This window comes from Clostridium sp. 'deep sea' (assembly GCF_014931565.1).
In the GTDB taxonomy this organism is placed as follows: Bacteria; Bacillota; UBA994; order PWPR01; family PWPR01.
Genome location: NZ_CP063353.1, coordinates 2,827,698 through 2,853,266 on the forward strand (window position 1 = coordinate 2,827,698; position 25,569 = coordinate 2,853,266).

At 36.0% G+C, this 25,569-nt stretch carries 31 protein-coding genes and 1 pseudogene; all 32 read left to right on the forward strand.

Annotation, left to right across the window (positions count from 1 at the left end; translation table 11 throughout):
- Positions 1 to 94 precede the first annotated feature (94 nt).
- The 32 genes and pseudogenes from IMX26_RS13080 to IMX26_RS13240 all read left to right on the forward strand — a co-directional run bounded on the left by IMX26_RS13080 (position 95) and on the right by IMX26_RS13240 (position 25,510).
- Complete coding sequence (locus tag IMX26_RS13080; protein ID WP_195158836.1) at positions 95 to 388, forward strand: hypothetical protein; 294 nt, start codon at positions 95 to 97, stop codon at positions 386 to 388.
- The gene (locus tag IMX26_RS13085) at positions 357 to 761 is read left to right on the forward strand and encodes a hypothetical protein (RefSeq protein WP_195158837.1); all 405 of its coding nucleotides are present in this window, start codon (positions 357 to 359) and stop codon (positions 759 to 761) included. Before IMX26_RS13080 ends, IMX26_RS13085 begins: the two co-directional genes overlap by 32 nt.
- The gene (locus IMX26_RS13090; protein WP_195158838.1) at positions 761 to 1,927 is read left to right on the forward strand and encodes a DUF2800 domain-containing protein; all 1,167 of its coding nucleotides are present in this window, start codon (positions 761 to 763) and stop codon (positions 1,925 to 1,927) included. Before IMX26_RS13085 ends, IMX26_RS13090 begins: the two co-directional genes overlap by 1 nt.
- Before the next feature lie 25 nt (positions 1,928 to 1,952).
- Complete coding sequence (locus tag IMX26_RS13095; RefSeq protein WP_195158839.1) at positions 1,953 to 2,510, forward strand: DUF2815 family protein; 558 nt, start codon at positions 1,953 to 1,955, stop codon at positions 2,508 to 2,510.
- Positions 2,510 to 4,492: a DNA polymerase gene (locus IMX26_RS13100; protein ID WP_195158840.1), complete on the forward strand. Its 1,983-nt coding sequence runs from the start codon at positions 2,510 to 2,512 to the stop codon at positions 4,490 to 4,492. Before IMX26_RS13095 ends, IMX26_RS13100 begins: the two co-directional genes overlap by 1 nt.
- A gap of 9 nt (positions 4,493 to 4,501) precedes the next feature.
- Entirely contained in the window at positions 4,502 to 5,032 is a 531-nt protein-coding gene (locus tag IMX26_RS13105; RefSeq protein ID WP_195158841.1) for a hypothetical protein, read from the forward strand.
- 13 nt (positions 5,033 to 5,045) lie between these two features.
- Positions 5,046 to 5,363 carry a hypothetical protein gene (locus IMX26_RS13110; protein WP_207729365.1) on the forward strand — a complete coding sequence of 106 codons (318 nt, stop codon included), beginning with the start codon at positions 5,046 to 5,048 and terminating at the stop codon, positions 5,361 to 5,363.
- A gap of 6 nt (positions 5,364 to 5,369) precedes the next feature.
- Positions 5,370 to 6,140 (forward strand): HNH endonuclease signature motif containing protein, encoded by a 771-nt coding sequence (locus tag IMX26_RS13115; protein ID WP_243259143.1) that lies wholly within the window; start codon positions 5,370 to 5,372, stop codon positions 6,138 to 6,140.
- A gap of 105 nt (positions 6,141 to 6,245) precedes the next feature.
- On the forward strand, positions 6,246 to 8,561 hold the full coding sequence (locus tag IMX26_RS13120) for a virulence-associated E family protein (RefSeq protein ID WP_243259144.1): 2,316 nt from the start codon (positions 6,246 to 6,248) through the stop codon (positions 8,559 to 8,561).
- A gap of 284 nt (positions 8,562 to 8,845) precedes the next feature.
- A complete protein-coding gene (locus IMX26_RS13125; RefSeq protein ID WP_195158843.1) occupies positions 8,846 to 9,133 on the forward strand; it encodes a VRR-NUC domain-containing protein in 288 nt (95 codons plus the stop codon).
- 229 nt (positions 9,134 to 9,362) lie between these two features.
- Positions 9,363 to 9,650 (forward strand): HNH endonuclease signature motif containing protein, encoded by a 288-nt coding sequence (locus IMX26_RS17950; protein WP_243259146.1) that lies wholly within the window; start codon positions 9,363 to 9,365, stop codon positions 9,648 to 9,650.
- Positions 9,640 to 11,026: pseudogene (locus IMX26_RS13135) on the forward strand (DEAD/DEAH box helicase). Before IMX26_RS17950 ends, IMX26_RS13135 begins: the two are co-directional and overlap by 11 nt.
- Positions 11,027 to 11,194: 168 nt before the next feature.
- Positions 11,195 to 11,389 (forward strand): hypothetical protein, encoded by a 195-nt coding sequence (locus tag IMX26_RS13140; protein ID WP_195158845.1) that lies wholly within the window; start codon positions 11,195 to 11,197, stop codon positions 11,387 to 11,389.
- Between the two features lie 22 nt (positions 11,390 to 11,411).
- A complete protein-coding gene (locus IMX26_RS13145) occupies positions 11,412 to 11,849 on the forward strand; it encodes a DUF1492 domain-containing protein (protein ID WP_195158846.1) in 438 nt (145 codons plus the stop codon).
- A 159-nt stretch (positions 11,850 to 12,008) separates the two neighbouring features.
- Positions 12,009 to 12,938, forward strand: coding sequence for a hypothetical protein (locus tag IMX26_RS13150; RefSeq protein ID WP_195158847.1), 930 nt, complete (start codon positions 12,009 to 12,011; stop codon positions 12,936 to 12,938).
- A 133-nt stretch (positions 12,939 to 13,071) separates the two neighbouring features.
- Positions 13,072 to 13,326 (forward strand): hypothetical protein, encoded by a 255-nt coding sequence (locus IMX26_RS13155; RefSeq protein WP_195158848.1) that lies wholly within the window; start codon positions 13,072 to 13,074, stop codon positions 13,324 to 13,326.
- Between the two features lie 4 nt (positions 13,327 to 13,330).
- Positions 13,331 to 13,525, forward strand: a complete 195-nt coding sequence (locus IMX26_RS13160; protein WP_195158849.1) for a hypothetical protein — start codon at positions 13,331 to 13,333, stop codon at positions 13,523 to 13,525.
- Positions 13,518 to 13,808 carry an HNH endonuclease signature motif containing protein gene (locus IMX26_RS13165; protein WP_195158850.1) on the forward strand — a complete coding sequence of 97 codons (291 nt, stop codon included), beginning with the start codon at positions 13,518 to 13,520 and terminating at the stop codon, positions 13,806 to 13,808. The genes IMX26_RS13160 and IMX26_RS13165 overlap by 8 nt, the downstream gene beginning before the upstream one ends.
- A 79-nt stretch (positions 13,809 to 13,887) precedes the next feature.
- Positions 13,888 to 14,238: a P27 family phage terminase small subunit gene (locus IMX26_RS13170; RefSeq protein WP_195158851.1), complete on the forward strand. Its 351-nt coding sequence runs from the start codon at positions 13,888 to 13,890 to the stop codon at positions 14,236 to 14,238.
- Positions 14,231 to 15,991, forward strand: a complete 1,761-nt coding sequence (locus IMX26_RS13175; RefSeq protein WP_195158852.1) for a terminase large subunit — start codon at positions 14,231 to 14,233, stop codon at positions 15,989 to 15,991. The genes IMX26_RS13170 and IMX26_RS13175 overlap by 8 nt, the downstream gene beginning before the upstream one ends.
- Before the next feature lie 18 nt (positions 15,992 to 16,009).
- The gene (locus tag IMX26_RS13180; protein WP_243259147.1) at positions 16,010 to 17,188 is read left to right on the forward strand and encodes a phage portal protein; all 1,179 of its coding nucleotides are present in this window, start codon (positions 16,010 to 16,012) and stop codon (positions 17,186 to 17,188) included.
- The gene (locus tag IMX26_RS13185; RefSeq protein ID WP_195158854.1) at positions 17,175 to 17,774 is read left to right on the forward strand and encodes an HK97 family phage prohead protease; all 600 of its coding nucleotides are present in this window, start codon (positions 17,175 to 17,177) and stop codon (positions 17,772 to 17,774) included. The genes IMX26_RS13180 and IMX26_RS13185 overlap by 14 nt, the downstream gene beginning before the upstream one ends.
- Positions 17,746 to 19,125 carry a phage major capsid protein gene (locus IMX26_RS13190; RefSeq protein WP_195158855.1) on the forward strand — a complete coding sequence of 460 codons (1,380 nt, stop codon included), beginning with the start codon at positions 17,746 to 17,748 and terminating at the stop codon, positions 19,123 to 19,125. Before IMX26_RS13185 ends, IMX26_RS13190 begins: the two co-directional genes overlap by 29 nt.
- 23 nt (positions 19,126 to 19,148) lie before the next feature.
- Positions 19,149 to 19,400: a cadherin-like beta sandwich domain-containing protein gene (locus IMX26_RS13195; RefSeq protein ID WP_243259361.1), complete on the forward strand. Its 252-nt coding sequence runs from the start codon at positions 19,149 to 19,151 to the stop codon at positions 19,398 to 19,400.
- A 12-nt stretch (positions 19,401 to 19,412) separates the two neighbouring features.
- On the forward strand, positions 19,413 to 19,694 hold the full coding sequence (locus IMX26_RS13200) for a hypothetical protein (protein ID WP_195158856.1): 282 nt from the start codon (positions 19,413 to 19,415) through the stop codon (positions 19,692 to 19,694).
- The gene (locus IMX26_RS13205; RefSeq protein WP_195158857.1) at positions 19,687 to 19,983 is read left to right on the forward strand and encodes a phage head closure protein; all 297 of its coding nucleotides are present in this window, start codon (positions 19,687 to 19,689) and stop codon (positions 19,981 to 19,983) included. Before IMX26_RS13200 ends, IMX26_RS13205 begins: the two co-directional genes overlap by 8 nt.
- Entirely contained in the window at positions 19,983 to 20,450 is a 468-nt protein-coding gene (locus IMX26_RS13210; protein ID WP_195158858.1) for an HK97-gp10 family putative phage morphogenesis protein, read from the forward strand. Before IMX26_RS13205 ends, IMX26_RS13210 begins: the two co-directional genes overlap by 1 nt.
- Positions 20,440 to 20,808, forward strand: a complete 369-nt coding sequence (locus tag IMX26_RS13215; RefSeq protein WP_195158859.1) for a hypothetical protein — start codon at positions 20,440 to 20,442, stop codon at positions 20,806 to 20,808. The genes IMX26_RS13210 and IMX26_RS13215 overlap by 11 nt, the downstream gene beginning before the upstream one ends.
- A gap of 14 nt (positions 20,809 to 20,822) precedes the next feature.
- A complete protein-coding gene (locus IMX26_RS13220) occupies positions 20,823 to 21,377 on the forward strand; it encodes a hypothetical protein (protein WP_243259148.1) in 555 nt (184 codons plus the stop codon).
- Between the two features lie 27 nt (positions 21,378 to 21,404).
- Positions 21,405 to 21,719: a hypothetical protein gene (locus tag IMX26_RS13225; RefSeq protein ID WP_195158860.1), complete on the forward strand. Its 315-nt coding sequence runs from the start codon at positions 21,405 to 21,407 to the stop codon at positions 21,717 to 21,719.
- Positions 21,720 to 22,037: 318 nt separating this feature from the next.
- On the forward strand, positions 22,038 to 23,687 hold the full coding sequence (locus tag IMX26_RS13235; protein ID WP_195158862.1) for a phage tail tape measure protein: 1,650 nt from the start codon (positions 22,038 to 22,040) through the stop codon (positions 23,685 to 23,687).
- Positions 23,684 to 25,510 carry a hypothetical protein gene (locus tag IMX26_RS13240; RefSeq protein ID WP_195158863.1) on the forward strand — a complete coding sequence of 609 codons (1,827 nt, stop codon included), beginning with the start codon at positions 23,684 to 23,686 and terminating at the stop codon, positions 25,508 to 25,510. Before IMX26_RS13235 ends, IMX26_RS13240 begins: the two co-directional genes overlap by 4 nt.
- The last annotated feature ends 59 nt before the right edge of the window (positions 25,511 to 25,569 follow it).

A 25,569-nucleotide genomic window follows, 5' to 3' on the forward strand; every position in this document is an offset into this window, starting at 1 on the left:
GGAAAAAGTCGTCAATACATAATACGAGAGCGAGAACAAAGAAAAAGATACAAAAGAAATTACCGGAATCGCTATTCAAAAGGTTTTAGTTACTATGGTTAGGCAAATATATACACTTAAAAACTCAACCAAAACACAGCTGGAAGATTATAAAAATAGGCTTATTGACTGCCTTAATCATAGAGATAGCGTAATAGCAAAAATAAATCAATGCAACCACTTATTAAGCGATTTAGATTACGAAATTAAACAAATAAGAAACTCTATAAAAGTTTTATCAGAAGAGTTAGAACAAGAAACAAACAGATTACAAAGAAACCATCCAGAAAACCAAATGCACATATGTGAAATTTTAATTGGGAGGACAAACTCAAATGTTAGAAATTAATATCAATATAAACGCCTCGGAGTTAGCTCAAGCAATAACCTTATTGGCTACCAATCTTGGACAAGCTAAATCCGTAAATGTAGTTAAGAGTAATTCACCAAAGGTGGAGTTAGCGGAGAAAGCAATTTCCAGCATGTCTGAAATGATGAATCAAGTTATCGAAAACGTTGAACCTACAAAAGAAGAAAAAGAACAAACAACTACCGAGCCAACTCTTACAGTTGTAGAAGTAAGAGCACTTGTTAAAAAGGCAGCTAAGAAGGATAAGGCAGCAGTTAAGAGCTTACTTAAAGAGTTCGGAGCTGAGAGCGTAACGGCTCTTGATGAAGAGCACTACCAAGCTTTCTATGACAAAGTGGAGGAGCTTTTATAATGGCTCATGCATTATTAAGTGCTTCCGGATCTAGCAGGTGGATTGCGTGTCCACCTTCCGCTAGATTGGAAGAAAAAGAACAAGATACAACCAGCGAATATGCCCGAGAGGGTACTTTAGCACATGAAATAGGTGAGCTGGCTTTAAGATTTTATGTAGGAGAGATAACCAAAAGAACTCATACTTTAAGGCTAAACAAGCTTAAAAAGCATGAGCTGTTTGCACCAGATATGCTGACTTATGTACAAGTCTATGTTGACTATGTAATTGAAAGATACCTATTAGCTAAAAAGAAAACACCAGATGCACAACTTATTATTGAACAACGATTAGACTTCTCAGAATACGTACCAGATGGATTTGGTACAGGTGATGCATTAATAATAGCAGATAATGGTATTGAGGTTATAGACCTCAAGTACGGCAAAGGTGTACAAGTTTCGGCAGAAAGCAATTCACAAATGATGCTATACGGATTAGGTGCTTTAAGCGAGTATGAAATGTTGTATGACATTCAAGAAGCACATTTAACAATAGTACAACCTAGGTTAGAAAACATATCAGAATTCACCATTAAAACTGATACGCTAATTGGTTGGGGTGAATTAATAAGAGAAACCGCTAAGCTGGCATACAACGGTGAAGGAGAGTTCAAAGCTGGCTCACATTGTCGCTTCTGCAAGATAAAAGCTAAGTGTAAAGCTTACGCTGATGAACAACTAAAACTAGCTAAATATGAGTTTAGAGACCCTGCTTTTTTAGTTGAGAAAGAAATAGCAGATATATTAAGTAGGGCTTCTGATTTTGATAAATGGCTTAAAGCCGTTAAAGCCTTTGCACTAGACCAAGCTGTAAATCATGAAGTAGAATACCCAGGATACAAGCTAGTAGAGGGTAGAAGTAATAGGCAATATGTTGATGAAGATAAAGCAGTTGTAAAACTAATAATGAATGGTTTTGAGGGTAAAGACCTGTACAAACCTAAAGAGGTTCTTGGTATTACAGCTATGGAAAAGCATGTCGGTAAAAAGAAATTTAATACTTTACTTGCTGATTTAGTTATAAAGCCTCAAGGCAAACCCTCGTTGGTACCAGTTAGTGATAAACGTCCAGAATGGCGTTCAGAAGATGATGCAGTTAAAGACTTTCAGGACCTTATTGGTTAAATATAAATTTTAAGGAGAAACAAATATGACAAATAAAATGCAAGAAACAAAGGTTACTACTGGATTAGTGAGATTTAGCTACTTGAATGTTTGGGAGCCAAGAGCTGCAAGTGAAGGGCAGGATCCAAAATACTCTGTATCTTTAATCATTCCTAAATCAGATAAAAAGACTATAAAAAAAATTGAAAAGGCTATAGAAAACGCTAAACTAGCAGGAAAAGCCAGCAAGTTTAATGGTAAGTTACCAGCTAACTTAAAAACACCATTGCGTGATGGGGACGAGGAAAGAGACGATGAAGCATACGAAAATAGCTACTTCCTTAATGCAACAAGTAAAACTAAACCAGGTGTTATTGATAGATCAGGTAACAGAATATTAGACCAAGAAGAAATTTACTCTGGTTGCTATGGCCATGCAAGCATAAACTTCTATGCCTTCAACGTAAACGGTAACAAAGGTATTGCTTGCGGATTAAATAACATCATGAAAAAAGAAGAAGGCGAGTATTTAGGTGGTAGATCAACAGCTGAGAGTGATTTTGCTGAGCTCATCGGGCAAGATGACGATGATGATTTACTATAATGCGTACTCTCTCAATAGATATTGAGACATATAGCAGTGTAGATTTATCAAAATCGGGGATTTACAAATATGTAGAATCCCCTGATTTTACTATTCTGCTCTTTGCTTATGCCTTCGATGATGAACCAGTTACAGTTGTTGATTTAGTATATCCGTTATTATTGCCTGATGAAGTTGTAGAAGCTTTACACGATAGTAACGTACTAAAAACCGCATACAACGCCCAGTTTGAAAGAGTATGTTTAAATGCTCACTTGAAAAGTCAAAGAGGAAGGGGTAATTACTCGAATACTGATCCTATTCCAATAGGTCAGTGGGAATGCACAATGGTTAAAGCCTCAATGCTGGGTATGCCCCTGGGGCTTAGTAAAGTAGCAGATGTACTTAAGTTGGATGTACAAAAAGATACTAAAGGTAAAAACCTCATTAAATACTTCTCAAAACCATGTAAGCCTACCAAAACGAATGGGGGGCGTACTCAGAATACTAAGTACGATGACCTTGATAAATGGCAGCAATTCAGAGAATATTGTAAGCGTGATGTTGAAGTAGAAATGGCTATTCGTAAAAAGATAAGTTTCTTTGAAATACCAGAGCAAGAGAAACAACTGTGGTATTTAGACCAACAAATTAACGACACTGGTATTAAGTTAAATATGCGATTAGTTAAGAATGCTATAAACCTTAATGAGACTTATGCCAATAGACTAACGCAAGAAATGAAAGATATCACAGCCGTAAATAACCCCAATAGTGTAGCTCAAATTAAAAAGTGGATTCTTGATACTACAGGTGTAGAAGTTAAAAGCTTATCTAAAGATACAATACCGGATTTGCTTTCACAGACTGATAGTAAAGAAGTACGACAAGTCTTAAAAATTAGACAGAAGCTTGCTAAAACCTCTATTAAGAAGTACGAAGCTATGGATAGAGCTGTTTGTAAAGATGGTAGAGTAAGAGGTCTATTACAGTTTTATGGTGCAAACCGAACAGGGCGATGGGCAGGGCGGCTCGTACAAGTGCAAAATCTACCTAAAAATAAAATACCCGACTTAGATCTAGCTCGTAATATTGTTTTAGAGGATGACCTTGAAACACTTGAACTTATATATGGCAATGTGCCTAGTATTCTTTCACAGCTTGTAAGAACCGCATTTATAGCCTCAGATGATTCAAGATTTATAGTAGCAGACTTCTCAGCTATAGAAGCCAGAGTAATAGCCTGGTTAGCTGGTGAGCAATGGAGATTAGATGTATTCAACGGTCATGGCAAGATATACGAGGCCTCAGCCTCACAGATGTTCCATGTACCTATTGAAGAAATTCACAAAGGTAGTCCGCTTAGGCAAAAAGGTAAAGTAGCGGAGTTGGCTTTAGGTTATCAGGGTGGGCCTGGTGCATTAATCGCTATGGGTGCTTTAGATATGGGTATTGAAGAGGACGAGTTGCAGAACATAGTTGATGCTTGGAGAAGTGCCAACAAGAAGATAGTAAAGTTATGGCGCACAATTGGAAAAGCTGCCATTAAGGCCGTTGATACAAAAACACCAGTAAAAATACAACACGGAATAGTGTTCTACTATAGAAAAGGTTTCTTATTTATAAGACTACCTTCCGGACGTGATTTAGCTTATATGCGAGCTTCGGTTGAACAAGGTGAATACGGTAAACAACTTGTTTATCAAGGCATGGATCAGACCAGTAAACAATGGAAAAGAATCCATACATACGGAGGCAAGTTGACGGAGAATATTGTACAAGCTATAGCAAGGGACTGCTTAATGGAAACTATGCTGCAAATTGCAAAATTAGGCTTCAAAACCGTTATGCATGTACATGATGAAGTAATAATTGATACCCCTTATAAAAGCGATTTAAACATGGAAAATGTTCTTAATATAATGAAAAAACCTATTGTTTGGGCACCTGGATTGCCACTTAAAGGTGATGGGTATGAAACTAAATATTACTTGAAAGATTGAGGTGATAACATGTTTAACTATAGAAATTTATCAAAGGCACTTAGAAATAAAGATACCGTTCAATGGATAAAAAGAAACAACCGTAATTATATAGTTTCAGATCATTTTATATTAGAGACTAACAAAGAGGTAACAGGCACAGCACTGACTACCTTAGTAAAAATCTTAGGGGGTATACCACAAAAAGACCAAGTTTTAACTTGTAAATTCAATAATAAAACTTCTAGCCCAACCAAAGATGTAACAATTATAGAGCTACTTAAGATTCCAACTGATAGCAAGACCGCTGTATTAACTGATTTACTGCAAAGATCGAGTTTAAAACATCAATCAAATAAATTATTATCTATCTTTAAAACAGAGAGTGACTATATTTTTATAGATAAAGATTATGTAGATCTAATAGATTGGAAAGCTAAGGACTTGAAAATATACTGCGAAAATAAACGTGTATCTGGAATATACGTTACTAATAAAAGCGATTCAATACTAATTATGCCGTACAGACTTGAACAGAAATCTGTTTATCTTAAAGATTAAGGTGGTGTAAATTTTGAAAAACACATTAGGAGATTTAAATAATCATTTATTCGCTCAATTAGAAAGATTAAGTGATGAGGATTTAACAGGAGAATCTCTAAGAGAGGAAATCGGTAGAGCTAAGGCAGTTAATGATGTAGCAACCAGAATCATAGCTAATGGCAAATTAGTTTTAGAAGGCCAGAAGTTTATGGATGGTCGAATGGATGCAAATGCAGCTCTACCAAAAATGTTGACAGGGGTTAAGGAAGAACTTAAAAGCAAACCCAACCGTACACAAAAATCTAGAAAAGAACAGATTAGTAAATTAGGTTTTGCTGATAGTTACTAAAGACCGATGAAAAGATATTCAAAAGAATTAAAAGATTTCATTGCAAATAATGTTACAGGTACGACAACAAAGGATTTAGTAGAACTTGTAAACAGCAAATTTGGAACAGAGTTTACTGGATCAAAAATGAAGTCTTATAAATCTAGAAACAAACTAAGAAGTGAAACGCCAAGTGGAGTACCAGCTGGAAGGGCAACTAAACTATACCCAGAAAGAATACAGAAATTTATTACAAAAAATCATATTGGTGTAGGCCCTAAAGAAATGGCAAAGTTACTAAATCAAACGTTTGGTACGAACTACACTGTAAGGCAGATGAAATCATATTACGCAAACCGAAAAATTAATAGCGGCCTTACTGGATGTTTCAAGAAAGGTCATATTCCTTTTAATAAAGGTAAAAAAGGACTTAGCATTGGTGGGAAAACTACTCAATTCAAGAAAGGTCATAGGCCTGCTAATTATCTGCCCGTTGGTACAGAGGCTAAAAAAGGCGACGGTTATGTTTATATAAAGATTGCTGATCCAAATAAGTGGAAGCAGAAGCACATTTTAATTTGGGAAGAATGTAACGGGCCTGTGCCTTCTGGTCACGTAATATTATTCGGTGATAGTGATAGATATAACTTCGATATTAGCAATCTAATTTGTGTATCTAAGCATCAGTTATTGATATTAAACCAAAAAGGGTTAATTCAAAAAGATGCAGACCTAACTAAGACGGGAATCACAATTGCAAAAATACATCAAAAAATTAGCGAGAGAAAGAAATTGTAAACACCAGGTGGTGAGACAGTGAATTATGATGGTGAATTAGCCATTGCGGTTGGGAGAAGCCGTTGGGAAACAAAATGGAAAAACAAAGATATAACTTGGTCTGAGTTGGTTCAGAAGCTTAGCGAAACAACTCGGACTGCTGAAACGCATAACGAATACTTGAGTAGTCCTAAGAGCAGAAGGGACGAAATTAAAGACGTAGGAGCCTTTGTAGGTGGCTATCTAAGTCAAGGGGTAAGGAAAGCTGACAGTGTAGTTAATAGGCAAGTTATTACTTTAGACATCGATCACGCCAAAGAAGATAGCTGTATATTTGATAGTTTTGAAATGCTTTATGGGTGTGCTGCTGTTATGTATAGCACCCACACCCATAGCTCTAAAAACCCTAAATTAAGGCTTGTAGTCCCTGTTAATAGACCTGTGTATTCAGATGAATATGAGGCTATATCGAGGCGGATAGCAGGGGATTTAGGTATCAATGATTTTGATGATACAACATTCCAGCCCTCTAGATTGATGTATTGGCCAAGTACTTCTAAAGATGCCGAATACCTATTTGAGAAGATAGATGCCCCTTGGTTAAACGCTGATGAAGTCTTAAACACCTACTTTGATTGGAAGGACAGCAGCGCATGGCCAATTTCTGATAGGGTGGACAAGATCATAGCAAGAGGTATAAAAAAACAAGGTGATCCACTAGAGAAGCCAGGCTTAATAGGTGCATTCTGCAGGTGTTATGACATACACGAAGCTATAGAGAAGTTTCTTAAAGACGATTATGAGGCTTGTAGCATTGAAGGTAGGTACACCTATAAACAAGGTAGTACTGCAGCTGGATTAGTAACTTATGAGGATAAATATGCTTACAGTCACCATGGAACAGACCTATCAAGTGGTAAGTTGTGTAACTCATTTGACCTCGTTCGTATTCACTTATATGGGCTCAAAGATGAAGATGCACAAGCAAATACACCTAGTAACCGGTTACCGTCTTATAAAGCCATGGTTGAGTTCTGTAGTAAGGATAAAGCCGTTAGGCAATTACTAGGTAAGGAAAAGATCGAGGCTGCATTAGGCGATTTTGCAGAGGTTATTGAAGAGGATATCAGCTGGACTGAAAACGTTGATATGGACAGTAAAGGCCGTTATAAAAACACCATCAAGAACATTGAGTTAATTCTTTCTAATGAACAGAGGATTAAAGGATGTTTGGCCAGGAATAAATTCAGTCAAAAAGATGTAGCTCTGAGAGATTTACCTTGGCGAAAGATAGATAAACGAATTGCGGCGGATGCAGTTTTAGAAGATTCAGATGATGCTAGGCTAAGAAGTTTTCTTGAAAAGTACGGGGCTTTTACTAAGGCTAAGATTGATGATGCGGTATCCAATGTAACTCAAGATAATGCATTCCATCCTATTAGAGAGTACCTTGATGGCTTAGTTTGGGATGGTAAAAAACGAATAGATTCATTACTTATAGATTACTTGGGCGCTGAGAATTCAGAGTATACCAAGGCAGTAACTAGAAAGTCATTAGTGGCTTGTGTGGCTAGAGTTAAGCGACCAGGATGCAAGTTCGATTATGTTCTCACTATAGTAGGTAAACAGGGTATAGGTAAGAGTACTATTCTTAGAAAGTTAGGCCAAGAGTGGTTTAGTGATAGCTTTACTACTGTTCAAGGTAAAGAAGCTACAGAGCAAATTCAAGGGTATTGGCTAATTGAAATGGGTGAATTAGCAGGACTTAGAAAAGCTGAAACGGAGCAGATCAAACACTTCATCAGCAAGCAAACAGACATTTTTAGAGTAGCATACGGCAGAAGAACAGGTGAATTTCCAAGACAATGTGTGTTTTTCGGTACTACTAATAATAGTGATTTTCTTAACGATGTTACAGGTAATCGTAGGTTTTGGGCTGTCGATACATTAGTTCAAGAACCTACTAAAAATATGTTTAAAGATTTAGACCAATACGAAATAGACCAAGTTTGGGCAGAAGCACAAGAGGTTTATAACAAAGGCGAGAAGTTATTCTTGGATCCCGCGCTAGAAACAGAAGCCAGAAAGGTTCAAGAGCAGCATAGTAAAGTGGATGATAGGGCGGGGGTAATTCAGGAATACTTAGATACTTTAGTGCCTGATAACTGGTACGACATGGATATTGATAGTAGAGCATTTTACTTTCAAGGTAATGAATATACCTCCAGGGAAGGCACTATGTTGAGAAATAAAATCAGTGTTATAGAGATATGGAGAGAATGCTTTGGAGCCCCTAAAAAGGACTTGGATAGACGTAAGTCTACTGAGCTGCATAATATTATGAAATCTTTAAAAGGATGGCGTATCTGCGGTAATAAAGGTGGTCTGATGAAGATAAAAGGCTATGGACCTCAAAGAGGTTACGAAAGGGTAACAAAGTAGGTAACAAAGTGGTAACAAACCACTTAATGGGTAACAAAGTGAAGGTAACAAAGGTAACAAAGAAAATAGTTTGTTACCCACTTTGTTACCTACCATAATAATTATAACTGTAACGTTTTTCATACTTGAGGTAACAAAGGTAACAAACTTTTACCTTTTAATTATATTTATGTATTAGGGGGAAATATACGTAAAATAGGCGTCTGTGTCCGCCTATACGCGTATATATAGTATTTATGAATTTTTTGTTACCTTTGTTACCTCGGATATTTTGAGGTGTTAAATTGAGAGAAAAACTGATTGAGAAAAAACTGAGAGAAGCAGTTAAAAATATGGGAGGCTTAGCCCTAAAGTTTCTGCCTTACTTTTGGGTAGGAGCTCCAGATAGAATTGTTTTATTACCTGGTGCTAGAGTTTATTGGGTTGAAACTAAAAGTACGGGCGATGACCTAAAGCCAAGACAAAGAACAAGAAAAAAGCAACTAGAGAAATTAGGATTTAAGGTTTATAAAGTTGATACGCAAGAGAAGTTAGACCAGTTTATTGAGGAGGTAAAGGCTAGTGTTGGTTAAATGTCATTGGTGCGGTAAAGGGTTCAACATTAGACCTAGCAAGTTAAAAGAAAGAAATTTTTGCAGTAAAAAATGCTATTTCGAGTATAAGGGTAGAAATAAAATACGGGGGTATTGTTTTAGATGCGGTATGCCTATTACAAAATCACCTTCACAAAAAAGTGAGCGTAATTTTTGTAGTAGAAGTTGCCACATGAAAACAATGAATGAGGAACTGAACCCTTTCAGAATGACGAAAGAGGTTAGAGCAAAATTAAGAATTAGTCATTTAGGTAAAGGCGAAGGTAAATCATATAGAAAGTATTACGGGCGGCATGAGCACCGAGTAGTAGCTGAGAAGAAGCTAGGGCGCAAGCTACGTAAAGGTGAGGTGGTCCATCATATTGATGGGGATAAATTAAATAATTCGCCAGATAACTTAATGGTGTTTTCTTCACAAGAGGAGCATGCTGCTTGGCACTCAAAACATGATGACTTTTTAGGGAATGAGAGGAGGTGTGTGGGCCTTGAGATTTAAGCCATACGGTTATCAGCAACACGCATTGGAACATATAATCAATAATCTTTATTGCGGATTATTTTTAGAAATGGGCTTAGGGTAAAACTGTTACTACATTAATGGCTATAGACTATCTCATGTATCAAGAATTAGAGGTTAACAAGGTTCTCGTAATAGCACCTTTAAGAGTAGCTGATTCAACTTGGAGTGCAGAGATAGAGAAATGGGATCACTTACGACATCTCAAGTATTCCAAGGTCTTAGGTTCAGCTGCTAAAAGAAAAGCAGCTCTAAAAGCTAAAGCAGATATTTACATAATCAATCGTGAGAACGTAGCCTGGTTAATAGCGCAGTATGGAAGTGCCTTTCCTTTTGACATGGTAGTTATCGATGAATTATCAAGCTTTAAGAGTGCAAAGTCAATAAGGTTTAAGGCTCTAAAGATGGTAAGGCCTCTTATCAACAGAGTTGTAGGACTTACAGGTACACCTTCACCAAATAGCCTTATAGATCTATGGAGTCAGATATATCTACTGGATATGGGAGAGCGATTAGGTAAGTTTATAGGGCATTACAGACGTAACTACTTTATACCAGGACAAACTAATGGACATGTCGTTTATAACTATAAGCTAAAACAGACAAGCGAAGAAGCCATTTACAACAAGATTTCAGATATCTGTATATCCATGAAAGCTAGAGACTACTTAGAATTACCAGAAAGAATAAATCGTAATGTAGATATCCGACTATCTGAAAAAGATAGATTCAGGTATGACGACTTTGAAAAGAAGATGGTACTTGAGTTTATGGACGATGAAGAGATATCTGTAGCCAATGCTGCAGGACTTAGTAATAAACTATTACAATTTGCAAACGGAGCAGTATATAACGAGAACAAAGAAGTTAAAGAGCTTCACAAAGAAAAGCTTAATGCCCTTGAAGAGATAGTTGAGTGTGCTAATGGTAAACCAGTGTTAGTATTCTATTCCTTTAAGCATGATTACAATCGGATTATGAAGCATCTTAAGAAGTACAAGCCTAAAAAGCTTGAGAATAATGATGATATTGAAAATTGGAATAAAGGCAAAATACAATTAATGTTAGCACACCCTGCAAGCTGTGGCCATGGGCTTAATCTACAGGCTGGTGGAAACATAATTGTGTGGTTTGGCTTAAATTGGAGTCTTGAACTATACCAACAAGCAAACGCAAGGTTAGATAGACAAGGCCAAACACATAGCGTTATTATACATCACTTAATAGCTAAAGGCACAATTGACGAAGATGTACTTAAGGCTTTGATGAATAAAGAAGCTGGACAAGATGCTTTAATGAATGCTGTTAAGGCTAGAGTTAAGAAGTATAAAGAGATTTGCAGTTTATCTGCATAAGCAAATTATTAGAGGTGAAATACCATAGACATAATCAAAGAAACTAAAGAACTTTTATATAACCATAAAGCCAATGAACAGGCAATTAAATCACTACTAGTTACAGCTCCAGCTGATGATAAACGACTAGTAGCAACTCAGAAAATTGTTAAATGCGTTAATTCGTCTTTGAGCTTATTAGATGAGGCAGAATACCAAGCTGTAAAAGCACGGTACATAGATAATCTATCGTGGTTTAAAGTATCACAGCGAATATATTTTAGTGACCGTTGGTCTAAGAAACTTGCACAACGTGGCTTGGAGAAGGTTGCCAGAGCGTTGTTTGGGGTTGATAAGAGTATTGAAGATTATATGGTTAGTTAGCAAATTATCAGAGGAGAAGCATTTGAAAATAAAAATCATCGAAGAATATAAAAAACTCATACAAGAGATAGCAGCATTAAAATCTGAAATTGCACGAAAGGAAAGGCACCTTAGAAGATTACGAGATATTTATAAGCCTATGGAGATAACAGCAATTGATTATAGTCACGATAATATAAGAGGCACTGCTAAGCAAGCTAATATTATGGATGTAGCCAGAGAAATAAACGAACTGAGCTTTGACATTGATTGCTTAAAAGAAGATTTGAACGAAGCTGTTAATCAACGAAAAGAGCTTGAAAGAGTAGTCAACGGATTAGGTGATGTAGAGAAACAGATTGCTATGCACCATATGAGAGATCCTCGAATGCCAGCTTGGAAGATAGCTAAGGCAGTCCATGTATCAAAAAGAACAGTCTATAATTACCTTAAAAAAATAGATGAAAAGAAGATCATCTAAAAGTTTGCACTCTTTTGCACAAAGTATGAGTTATAATTGGTATAGTTAAAAATGTATCAAAAGCCATGGCTCTGTGGGAGTTGTGGCTTTTTTGAATCCTCCTAAGCAGGAAACTAAGTTATAATATGGAATATCTAAGTTAGGTTAGGAGGGATTGATATGATTGGTACGACAATTTGGGTTATGTCATTAGTCGTCATTGGATTACTGTATATTAGAGGAGCTTTAAAAGTTTATATAGCATTGTCAAAAGAAAAACATAAGAACAAGCAAGGAAAAGCCAGATTATTTTTATATGTATTTATTATAACGTTAATAGGTATAATCATAATTACTATTATTCTAAATATAATTGTCTACAACAGCAAAATAGAAGCTTACACCCTTCCAGACTGGTTAACAGTACCGACAGGTAATCTGGATGTTTGGATTGGTTTCTTTGGGAGTTTATTTGGTGCAATAATTGGTGGACTAATCACTCTATATGTACTGAGTAAAACTATTAATGAGCAGAAGATTAATACAATTAAACTGATTGAGGCTGAAAGAATGAACACAAAGGATATACTCCAAAGATATGATAAACAGCTTGAAAGCCAATTTAAACCTTGTTTAGATGTCTATTTGAAAGATAATAATAGTGAAGTAAGGGAAATAAAATGCTCAAGAAATGATTATAGGGAAAAAAAATCAATTAATTTAATCATTAAAAACATAAGAAGTATACCCGTTATAGATGTAAGAATAGCACGTTATGAAACTCAAAAAATTCTTGAGAATGGGATATGGGAGTGGAAACGTAATGATAAAGAACAAAAGTCATTTCTTATGCCAATAGGGAATTTAAAGGAATTGGGAATTCTTAGTTTTGACAAGTTAAAAGTAGATATAAGAAAAGAAATATCTATACATTGCATCTTGGTATTTAGAAATGTGTTAGGAGAGACATATAAACTAAACTTTACTATATCAGTTACACATCCTAGGTCTTTTAAACCAGGAGAAGATCTTATTATAAAGATATATGTAACTAGTGAACCAATGAAAGTTGATAAAAAAGATGTTCCTGGACTGTATTTAGAGATATAAAAGTATAATATGATAGGTAGCATTTTTACTGGACACTTTTGGATAAAATTTTGTAATAATAAAATATATAATATATAAGACCATGGCGAGAGCTGTGGTTTTTTATATACCAAAAATCAATTGAGGTGATGTTATGAAAACACCCAGTGCATTTATATCCAATGTAAATAAACTACTAGATTATGGTTTCAATAGAGATTTTAAGTGTGCCTATTTCAAAAAGCCGTGTTATTACAGAGTGGTAAAACACCCTGTTTATTTAATAGTTTTGAAGAATACTAAGGAATTGAAACTTGTAACACCTAACGGGTTTGCAGCATTTATTGATGCACATAAAGATAAGTTCCAAGATTTAATAGATAGTGATTTAGTTAAGTTTGTGGGGTGATGATATGACTATTCAAGACCTGTTATGCAACAAGTGTAATTCGCCTAATGTGAAGTCAGTTGGTAAAGATTTTGTATGTAAAGAATGCAATAGTGTTTTACCTCAGTCTTATATTGATGAAGTTTTAAGCAAGTGTTTTGCTGAGCATATAGGTGTTGACCTAGCGAGTGGTAAGGATAGAACTGTGATTAATGGCTAACATCTACAAATCAAAGAAATGGAAGAAGAAAAGAGCCCAGGTACTAAGGCGTGATAATTATCTGTGCAGAGAGTGCAGGAGATATGGCAAGAGTGTTACTGCTACCACTGTTCATCACTGTGTACCAATCGAAGAAGATAATAGTCTAAAGCTTAATAGCCATAACCTTATTAGCCTGTGTAGTAAATGCCACGACAAGATGCATGATAGAACAAATAACCAATTAACCTATATTGGATTGTATTGGAAGAATAAAGTATCCCCCCTCCTATCGAAGTCTTAATTATAACCTTTGAAGACCGGGGGGGTAGGGGCTTTTCCAATAGAGCGAACTGTGAAAACTTTTTTTGGGAGGTGAGAGCATGGCAATTATACCAACTAGGGAGACAATAAAAAGATCAACTATTACAGCTATGAGAGAGCTTGGGATACATAAAAAACAGTATAACCGCCTAATTACTTTGTATGCCGATTTAGTCTATCAGTATTTAACGATCAATGATAAGTTTGAAAAAGACGGTTACGAATATGAGGTTTTCACTGCTCAAGGTGGTGTAAAAAAAGCCCCGATTGTTGCAACCCTAGAGACCTTAAGAAAAGATATATTAGCGTATTCTGACCGCTTATGCCTCAACCCAAAATCGTTAGAAACCGTCACAGCAGATAGCAATAAGAAATCAGTTTTAGCAAGCGTGTTGAGTAAACTTGAGTAAAAAATTTAATAACTATGATGTAGTATTTGAATACGTTAATAGCATAATTGAAGGTAGAAAAATTGGATGTAGAGAACTAATACTAGGTTGCACAAGGTTTATAAATGACCTAAAGAACCCATCATATGATTTTAACCCAAAAGATGCAGAGTTTGTAATAAACATAATAGAAAAAACCTTTGTGCATGCTCAAGGGGAAAGACTAGACGGCGCTCCGTTAAGAGGTACGCCGTTTTTATTAGAGCCCTTTCATAAATTTCAAATATATAACCTGCTGGGTTTTTATCATAAAGGAACTAAGATCAGACGCTTTAAGGAAGCGTTTATTTTTATTCCACGGAAAAATATAAAAACCTCATTTGCTGCAGCTTTAGCCTGGGCGCTTGGCCTCTTGAACAGGCGGAGCGGTTCAAAAGTTTATATAGTAGCAGCAGCATTAAAACAATCGCTTGAGAGCTTTAATTTTATAAATTTTAACCTGGGGCAAATGGGGGAGAAAGATAACTTTAGAGTAATTGACAATAACCAAGAGCATAGTATCAGTGGGGACTTAGGTGACGGGTCTTTATTTATCCAAGCCTTAGCAGCTAATCCGGATCGGCAGGACTCGTTAAACTGTAACATTGCTATAGCTGATGAAATACATGCCTATAAAACTCCTAAGCAGTATAACATTATAAAAGAAGCAATGAAGGCTTACACCAACAAACTAATGATTGGGATTTCAACAGCTGGGGACAAGATGAATTCATTTTGCTATAACAGATTACAATACTGCATTAAAATACTTGAAGGTATTGTGAAGGACGAAGCTTATTTTATTTTCATATGTAGAGCTGATAGAGATGAAAAAGGCAATGTAGATTATACAAACCCTATCATTCATGAAATGGCTAATCCTGCGTATGGAGTATCTATAAGACCTGATGACATAATGAACGATGCATTACAGGCTCAGAATGACCCACAGCAGAGAAAAGATTTTTTTGCTAAGAGTCTAAACATCTATACAGCAGCATTAAAGGCTTATTTCAATATTGATGAATTTAGAAATAGCGATAAGAAATTTAATTGGACCATAGAGGAACTAGCAAAGATGCCTATAGACTGGTATGGTGGTGCAGATCTATCTAAGCTACATGATTTAACTGCAAGTGCCTTATATGGAACTTTAAAAAATGTCTATAAAGATAGTGAAAATAAATGGCATGACGTGGATATTGTAATCACACATGCGTGGTTCCCTATTGTGGCGGCTGCTATAAAAGCTGATGAGGATAATATACCTTTGTTTGGTTGGCAAGACGATGGCTGGTTAACTATGTGTAATAATCCTACGGTGAATTATAGTGACATAATCAATTGGTTTATAAACATGAGAACAATGGGCTTCAAAATAAAACAGGTTGGCTTTGATAGGAAGTTTGGCCAAGAGTTTTATTTAGGGATGAAAAGAGCTAGGTTTAGCATTGTGGACGAACCACAGTTATACATAAATAAATCCCAAGGCTTTAGGCGCATAGAGAAAAAAGCAAAAGACGGAGATCTCTATTATTTACATTCGCAAGCATATGAGTATTGTCTACAGAACGTACGGGCAATTGAGAAGACTGATGATATGATCCAGTATGAAAAGGTTGAAACAACAATGCGTATTGACTTATTTGATGCAAGTGTATTTAGTGCTGTTAGGCTTATAAAAAATATGGAGAAGTCCGGAACAGCAAGTAAATGGTTGAAGGGTAGTGGATAAATGGGTGTATTTAGCTGGTTGAAGAAAACAAGAGCAGAGCCAACACCTGCAGAAAGTTGGTTCTTAACAACAACTGCATATGACTCGTTAGTTTTATCGGGTTATACCAAGCTGTCAAATAACCCCGAAGTAAAAATGGCTGTACATAAAATATCCGATTTAATATCTTCAATGACAATACATCTTATGAAAAACACTGATAGTGGAGATATAAGAGTCAAAAACGAGCTATCAAAAAAGATAGATATTAATCCTTGTAGCTATATGACTCGTAAAACATGGATATATAACATTGCTTACACATTATTGTTAGACGGCGAAGGCAATAGCATTGTTTATCCTAAAATCGACTCTAAAGGTTTGATTGATGAACTTACTCCACTGAGACCTTCAAAGGTAAGAATTGTAGATGCAAATAATGGTTATTCAATAGCTTATAATAATAAAACTTATAGCTATAATGAGGTTTTGCATTTCATAATTAACCCTAATCCAGAAAAACCGTATAAGGGGCAGGGTTATAGAGTAGTTCTTAAAGAGATTATTAATAACTTATCTCAAGCAACAGCAACTAAAAAATCATTTATGAGTGGTAAATATATGCCATCGCTCATTGTAAAGGTTGATGCTAATACGGCAGAGGTTTCGAGCGAAGAAGGTAGGGAATCGGTTTACAATAATTATCTAAAAACCGCTAACGCAGGGCAACCGTGGATCATACCTGCAGAATTATTAGAGGTACAGCAGGTAAAACCCCTATCGCTAAAAGATATTGCGATAAATGAAACTGTACAAATTGATAAAAAGACAGTAGCAGGTATATTCGGTATACCTGCTTTCTTCTTGGGAGTTGGCAGCTATAACAAAGATGAATATAACAACTTCATTAACACTACTATACTCCCATTAGCAAAGGGTATAGAGCAGGAGTTAACAAGGAAACTCTTGTACAGTCCAGACTTATACTTCAAGTTTAACCCAAGAAGTCTGTATGCCTACGATCTTAAGGAGCTGGCAGATGTGGGAGGCAATATGTATGTAAGAGGTATTATGCTGGGCAATGAAGTTAGAGATTGGCTAGGAATGTCACCACTTGATGGACTAGATGAAAGGGTTATTTTAGAGAACTATATACCCGCTGGGATGATAGGAGATCAAAAGAAACTGAAAGGTGGTGAGAGTGATGGAACGGACTAAAACGCAGATAAGAAGTTTGTTATCAGAACTTAAAACACGAGAACAAGAAAATAATGAAATGTTTATAGAAGGCTATTTCGCTGTGTTTAATAAGCAAACAGAGTTATGGCCAGGTGCATTCGAAGAAATTGCGCCTGGAGCTTTTGATGAAACAATGGGCAATGATGTGAGAGCCTTAATTAATCATGATACCTCACTTGTATTAGGTAGAAATAAGTCCGGAACCCTTGAATTGAAAATTGACTCAAGAGGTCTGTGGGGCAAGATAAGAATTAACCCTAATGATTCTGATGCAGTTAACTTATATGAAAGGGTAAAACGCGGTGATGTAGATCAATGCTCTTTTGGATTTAATATTGAAAAAGAGACTACTGACTGGCGTGATGATGGATCAGTAAAGTGGACGCTTGAAAAAGTTGATTTAAGAGAAGTTTCGGTTTGTACTTTTCCAGCTTATGAGGAAACGGGAGTACAGGCAAGGCATGAAGAGGTTGAGCAATATAAGCAAAGGCAGCTGGAGCAAAGAAAATCACAATTGAGAGAGAGGTTACAAAGTTATGGCACTAAGACAAATAATGATAGCTAAGAAAATTGAGCAAAGAAATGTGAGTTTATCTGAGTTATTAGAAAAGCAATCCAACCTAGATAAAAGAACATCAGAGTTAGAGGTCGCTATTGATGAGGCAAAGACCGATGAAGAAATTGCTACTGTTGAGGAAGAAACAGAAAAACTTGAAGCTGACCAAAAAGAACTTGATAAGTCAAAAACAAAGCTTGAAAGTGAAATAGCTGATTTAGAAAGTGAGTTAGAGAAATTGAACTCTAATGATCCTGCTCCAAATGAAAGGAGCAATGATAAGAAAGCACAGGGAGGAACAGCATATATGAGAACAGGAAAGTTTTTCGGAGGTATGACAAGGGAAGCTTTAGTTGACTTTGTCCATAGAGAGGAAGTAAAAAGTTTCCTTGAACGTACAAGAAGTTTAATAGGTCAGAAAAGAGCTATAACAGGTGCGGATCTAACTATACCTGAGGTTATGCTTGATTTATTAAGAGATAATTTACATAAGTATAGTAAGTTAATTAGTAAGGTAAGATTAAAGCCTGTACCAGGTAAGGCTCGCCAAAACATTGCCGGAACTATTCCTGAAGGTGTCTGGACAGAAGCCATAGGGAAATTAAATGAGTTAAAACTTGAGTTTAACCAAGTTGAGGTTGATGGCTATAAGGTTGGAGGATTTATTCCGATACCTAATTCAATTCTTGAGGATAGTGAACTTAACCTTGCTAATGAGATTTTGCAGGCACTGGGCCAAGCAATTGGATTAGCAGTAGATAAAGCCATTTGTTATGGTACTGGTGTAAAGATGCCTTTAGGAATAGCCAAAAGACTTGCTCAGACTGCAGAGCCAACTAACTGGGGAAGCGATGCACCACCATGGACTGATCTACACACAAAAAATCTATTAAAAATTGATGCAAGCAGTATGACCGCTGTAGAGTTTTATGCGGCGTTAATATTGAAGCTTGGTGTAGCTGAACCAAAATACAGTAATGGTAAAACATTCTGGGCAATGAATCGTCAGACAAAAATGACATTATTATCAAAAGCCCTTTCATTCAACGCTGCAGGAGCACTTGTGTCATCTCAGCTAAGTACAATGCCAGTAGAGAGTGGAGATATTGTAGAGTTAGATTTTGTTCCAGATGGCGATATTATCGGTGGATTTGGCTCATTGTATTTGCTAGCTGAAAGAGCAGGAGCACAACTAGCTTCAAGCCAGCATGTAAGATTTATCGAAGATCAAACTGTATTTAAGGGTACCGCTAGATATGATGGAGCACCTGCAAGAGGAGAAGGTTTTGTTGTAATAAATATCAATAATATTGCACCAACCACCTCTGTTCCTTTTGCAGCGGATAATGCAAACCCGTAGGCGCGTCCTTATCTGGGCTGGCGATAGGGGCGTTAGCGTTATCACCTAGTTTCGCTGGTGATGTATACGCATATACAGCAGATACAACCAATGCTTCAAATACAATTACAGCAACACCATTGAAGCAAGGAGTAACAGTTGTGGTTAAAGTAAACGATGTAGTTCACGAGAATGGTACAGCAGCTACATGGCAAGAAGGTGTAAACACAGTTGAAGCAACTGTTAAATACGGTACTACAACTAAAATTTATACTGCTACTGTAACTAAGTCATAAGGTTGTGAGTCTATGAACGAAGCACAAATATTAACACTAGTAAAGGCTGGGCTTAGTATCAGTACTACTGTAAGAGACACTTATTTACAAGCTATAATATCTGGTGTAGTTAAAGAGTTAGAAGATGAAAAAGGGTTAGTGCTAGATAGTGCTAACCCTTATCATCTTATGTTTATTGTTGATTATTCGATTTGGAGATACAAGAACAAAGATAGTCATATTTCTATGCCTCGGCATTTACAATTTAGACTCCACAACTTAATTATTCATGTAGGTGGGACTAGTAATGTATGACCATGAAATTACTTTAATAAGTGTTGATGACAATAACAAAAATGCAATAGGCAATAGAATACCTATTGAAGTAAGAAAGACTATTTTGTGCAAGAAAAAGTCTATTACAAGGCGTGAGTTTTATAGTGCTGCAATGGCAGGGTTGAATCCAGAAATAGTCTTTATTGTCCATGGCTATGAATATGAAAATGAAAAAGAAGTAGAGTTTGAAGGTAACCGGTATAGAGTTTTAAGAGCATACGCTACCGGATTTGAAGAGATAGAATTAACTTGTAAGAAGGTGATTTAATGCCTACTCCAAAGTCCGTAGTAAAAGTAAAGAAGAATGGTGTTGAATATATCTCCAATGTAAATAGAGCACAGTATACAATTAAAGAGTTGTGTAGGGCAGCATTACGTGATGTAGCCAAATTCTTAAGGAAAAGAATAAAAGCAAGAGCCCCAAAAGGTAAAGGAAATCTAAATAAAAATATAGGATCTTGGGTACGTAGAAGTAAAGATGGCATACCTCATTTGCAGATTGGAGTTTACGATAGATCAAGGGCTAAGAAAAAGGGTTTAAAGTATGCGTTCTATGCAATGTTCTTTGAGTTTGGCACATCAAAAATGCCAGCTAGACCTTTTATAAAGCCTACAGTTTTAGAAAATATAGAAACGATCAAAACAATTCAAGCTCAATATCTAAGTGCAATTGAGGATGAGCATAAGGCTCTCCAATTAATAAATGAAAAGGATGAGATTGCTGATGATGGTTGATACCATAGCATTACGTGAAGCTATACAACAAAAGTTAGAAGAATTGCACTCTCACGTGTATCCAAAAAAAGCTTCAGCAAATGAGTTTCCTCTTTATGTTGTATATAACTGGACTAGTACCGATAGTAGACCAAGCAAAGATTACTCACTTGATATTGATGTTTGGAATAAATCAAAAGATGAAACAGCATTAGAAACATTAGCGGATAATATAGAAAATGCACTTGATGGAACTGTAATAAACAATGAAAGATTAAGCGTAATTTTTTATAACAGCAGTAGATTAAACATTCCTGATTCCGAGCCTTCAATATCAAGAGTAAGAATTACAATTGATATGAGGGTTTATTTTAAGTAAAGGTGAGGATTAAATTGATAACTAAAAAGCAAATTGAAAATATCCAAATCGATTATGGAATTATATATAAAAACTATGGTGAAGCTGATGAAGAACGTTTAAACCCCGTACGTGGTGGTGGGGAGTTTAGCGTTACTGCCACGGTAAGAGACATAGAATTTGATGGAGCCAAGGGTAAAACCAAAGGATTGCAAGTAATAGATGATATGAACGCAGCTCTTAATGTAACTATTATGGATACATCTGTAGATAAACTAGCCCTTGCATTACCGTACTGTACCTTGGAAGGTGATGGAGATACAACACCATATACTTTAACAGGTAAAACAAGTAATATTGGAGCTATACAAGATAGCAGCTATCTAAAAAATATAACTATGTTTGCAAGAACAGTTAAGGGTGAATATCGGAAGATAACACTATATGAAGCCATGGCTGAAAATGGATTAACATTTGCAGCAGCTCCGAAGGGTGAGGGCGAGATAGCTCTTGAAATCAGCGCACATTGGACAGCAACCGATGATACAAAAGACTTATTTAAGATTGAGACTGTAGCTAGTATTAGCTAGAGTTTTTTTAATTTGGAGGTAATTAAAATGATAACAAGTGAACGATTATTTGATGCATTACCACATATGCTTGATATATATGATAAGTTAGACTTAGATAAATATAGAAAGAAAGTAACTAAGAAGTGTGAAGGCAAAAAGGTAGATGCAACTCAATTGGGGATAGATACTTTTAAGTATGTTATACGGAATGCTCATAAAGTAAAAGATGAATTCTTTAACGTAGTTGCTAAGGTAGAAGGCAAAACAGTTCAAGAGATTAAAGAGCAATCTTACATTAAAACAGTTAAAACATTTATGGATATCGCCAAGGATAAAGAATTACATGATTTTTTCAAATAAGCTATGCAATTGGCTATGAGGAAACTCTAAGCCTTTTACATAGCTTTTATTCTTTAGATTTTATATTAAGAGTACCAGCTAATAAACTAACAGGCTTACTTATTAAAGCAAAAGAAAAGGAAATTGAACAAGCTTCATGGGAGCTGTGGTCTAACTCCTACCCGTTTATGGCTTGTGGTTTTCTACCCTTTAAGTCATTTAAGGACTTCAAAAAAGAAGTAATTAAACCACAGCGCAAATGCTCACAAAAATCTTACAAAGAAATTGAGAAAGAAATGCTAAAAGTTGTTGAGGCATACGAGAAGGGGGGAGTTAGTAGTGCAAATCTTTAAGCTGTTCGGTTCTATATTTGTTGATAACGATAAAGCAAATAAAAGCTTATCAAAAACAGATAAAAAGGCTGAGGGGGTAGCTGGTAAATTTCTTAAAGTCGTAAAGTCAGCTGGTAAGGTAGGATTAGCTGTAGCAGGAATGGCCACAGTAGCAGGTGCTACAATATATAAACTTGCCTCTAAATCGGCTGAAACGACTGATCGAATAGATAAATTAAGTCAAAGACTAGGCTTGTCTAGAAAAGGATTTCAAGAGTGGGAGTATGCCTTGTCCCAATCTGGTGTAAACATAGATTCTTTGCAGTCCGGTATGAAAACTCTTAGCCAGCGTATGGGTGATGCAATAGAGGGAACCGGAGCAGGTGCTGAAATATTTAATAAGCTCGGTGTTTCTGTTAGGGATGCTAACGGAGAAATAAAGTCACAAGAGCAAGTATTTAATGAAGCGATTAGTTCATTTCAAAAAATGTCTGATGGCATAGAAAAGGCAGATCTAGCACAACAACTTTTTGCAAGAAGTGGCCAAGAATTGTTACCGCTTCTTAATAGTAGTTCTGAGGCTACAGAATTGCTAAAACAGCAAGCTAATGAAATGGGTATGGTCTTAAGTGATGATGCCGTAGACGCTGGAGTAAAGCTTACTGATACATTAGACACAATGAAGAGATCCATAGGCGCTGTATTCACTAAGATAGGCGTGGCATTAATGCCAATGATTCAATCTTTTAGTGAATGGGTAATAACTAATATGCCTCAAATACAAGCGGTATTTAGCACCGCATTTACTATAATTGGGGGATTTGTATCTGGGTTTATTGAAGGTATTAGATTAATTATAAACTGGCTAAAAGATTGGGTTGCTGAGAATCAAGAGACTATTAATTACATAGTAGAAAAGTTTAATTCACTTTTCAATACTGTAAGAGAGTACATTACTGCATTCATTGACTTCGCTAAAGAATTCTGGACTAAGTATGGTGAAGATATTAAGACTGTATTAAGTTCAGCTTTTGAAGTTGTTAAAAGCATATTCTCAACAGCCTTTGATGTAATAACAGATATCTTTAACATTTTTAGAGACCTTTTTAACGGAGATTGGGAAGGTTTTTGGGAAGGTGTTAAGAAACTCTTTTCAGATATCTGGAACGGGTTAAAGGATATTGCGGGCAAGGCATTAGACTTAGTTATAGATGTAATTAAGGGATTCGTTCCTATGATGCTCGATGCTGGAAAAGCACTCTTGAAGGGATTATGGGAAGGTATAAAGTCTGTATGGTCTGGTATCTATAACTGGATTACAGATAAGCTCAATTGGCTCAAAGATAAACTAATGTTCTGGAAATCAAGTAAAAGCAAAATGAGTTCAAGTTCGGTACCAAGTACAAGTTATACACCAAGTAATATACCAGGTCTTGCGACTGGTGGAAACATAGTAAGTTCTGGTCGTGTGCTTGTGGGCGAGAAAGGTCCTGAAATACTAGACCTTAAAGCTGGAGCTAGGGTTACCCCTTTGAATAAAATGGGGGGCGTAACAGTGAATATAAACAACCCTAAACTATTCAATGATCGTGATGCTGATAAGTTAGGTGATTTATTTGTTAATAGGCTTAGAACACTGGGAGTAGTGACTGCATGATGAGAAAGTTTAGAATTAATGACAAGGTTGTTCTAGTAGAAGCAGGATGGGGTATTAGCGATAAGATAAATGCTAGAACTACTTTATCATGTACTGTTATTGACTTAAGAGAGTTAGTCAGTATTAGTGACGGTGATACCATTGTAGTTACCCAAAACGGCACAAAAATATTTGCTGGAATTATTAATGATATAGAAGATTTTGAGCCTTATACGGGGATATTAAACTACTCAATAACTGCAGTAGATAACTCAGCTTTAGCAGATAAAAGAACAGTAGCTAATTCAGCTGTAGACATATATGCAGGAGATGTTGTTAAAAATATTATTCTTCCTATTTTAAGTGAAGAGAATGTTACAGCAGGCAATATAGTAAATGGCCCAATAATGAAAAAGGTAGTATTTAATTATATACCATGTTCAGATGCATTAAACTACTTGAAGAATGTAACTGGTCTTAACTGGAACATTGATAATGATAAGAAGCTGCATTTCTTTGACCGTTCTCATAACTTAGCTCCTTTTACACTAAGTAAAGCAGTGCAACATGTTGATTTTCGACGTAAAAGATCACTGAGCCAGTACAGGAATAAACAATATATTAGGGCAGGTAAAGGAAAGACTATTACCCAAGTAAAAAGAAAACCAACACCTCAGCCAGATGGGGTATCAAAAAGCTTTATTGTTAGATTCCCAATAGCTGAAAAACCAGATATCTATATAAATTCTGTGCAAGTTGCAGAAGATGATATCGGTGTAAATGGCTTAGACAAAGACAGAAAATTTTACTTTAGCTATGGTAGCAACGTAATAGCACAAGATCAATCTGAACCTGTCCTAATATCTAGTGATGTAATAGAGGTTAGTTATAAAGGTCTTTATCCCATCATGGTAGTTGTAGATAGTCCGGAAGAAATTGAGAAGCGTAAGGCAAAAGAACCTGGTACTAGTGGAATCTATGAGAAGTTGGTAACAGAAACATCACTGGATACTGGCGATCAAGCTGTCGAGTTTGCAGAAGGTCTAATATCTAAGTATGGGAATGTACCAGATAGAACTACTTTTAGAACTAATGTGAATGGGTTAAAAGCTGGACAATTACTAGCAATAAATAAGCCTTTATACGGTTTAAATGAAAATTTTTTAATAGAGAGTGTAAATATACGTGCTAGTGGTTCAAGCAGTTTAGAGTACGATATTTCAGCCCTTGACGGCGCTGCTTTAGGCGGATGGGAAGAGTTCTTTAAGGACTTACTTAAAGGACAAAGAGAATTTGTTATAGCTGAAAATGAGGTTATTATACTTCTTATATCTCTTTCAGAGACATGGAAGTTTTCGCAAGAGTTAACGGTTGAGTTTATTAAGAACAAGACTCTAAATAATAACACGTTTACCTCAGTTAATGGTATGGATTTATACACAAGTATAGGAAGTTCGGAAGAGGTGGGAGAAGTAATGGTTACAACAAACGCATTAAACTTATTAAGAGATGCATTGAATGGTGATAGCGTAAATGCTGAAATTAATTATATAGCTATAGGTGATGATACTACTGCAGTTACAGGTAATGAAACTCAATTAGGTAATGAATTAAAGAGAGTTCCCATTACTTCACGCTCAAAATCTAATGATGGTGTGTTAGATACGGTTGCTGAATTACTTGATAGTGACGGAGCTTATAACATACGTGAAGTTGGTTTTATTGCTGGTGGTACAGATACAGTTAATAGTGGAACATTAATATCTAGAGTTATCTACTCAAAAGATAAAACTACACTTGAATCACTAAGATTTAACGCAAAAAATACGATAAAGAGAGGGTGATTATAGTTGTATAACCCTACACAATGGCTCCCAAGGTTAAGGGAGTTTTTACTTAGGTA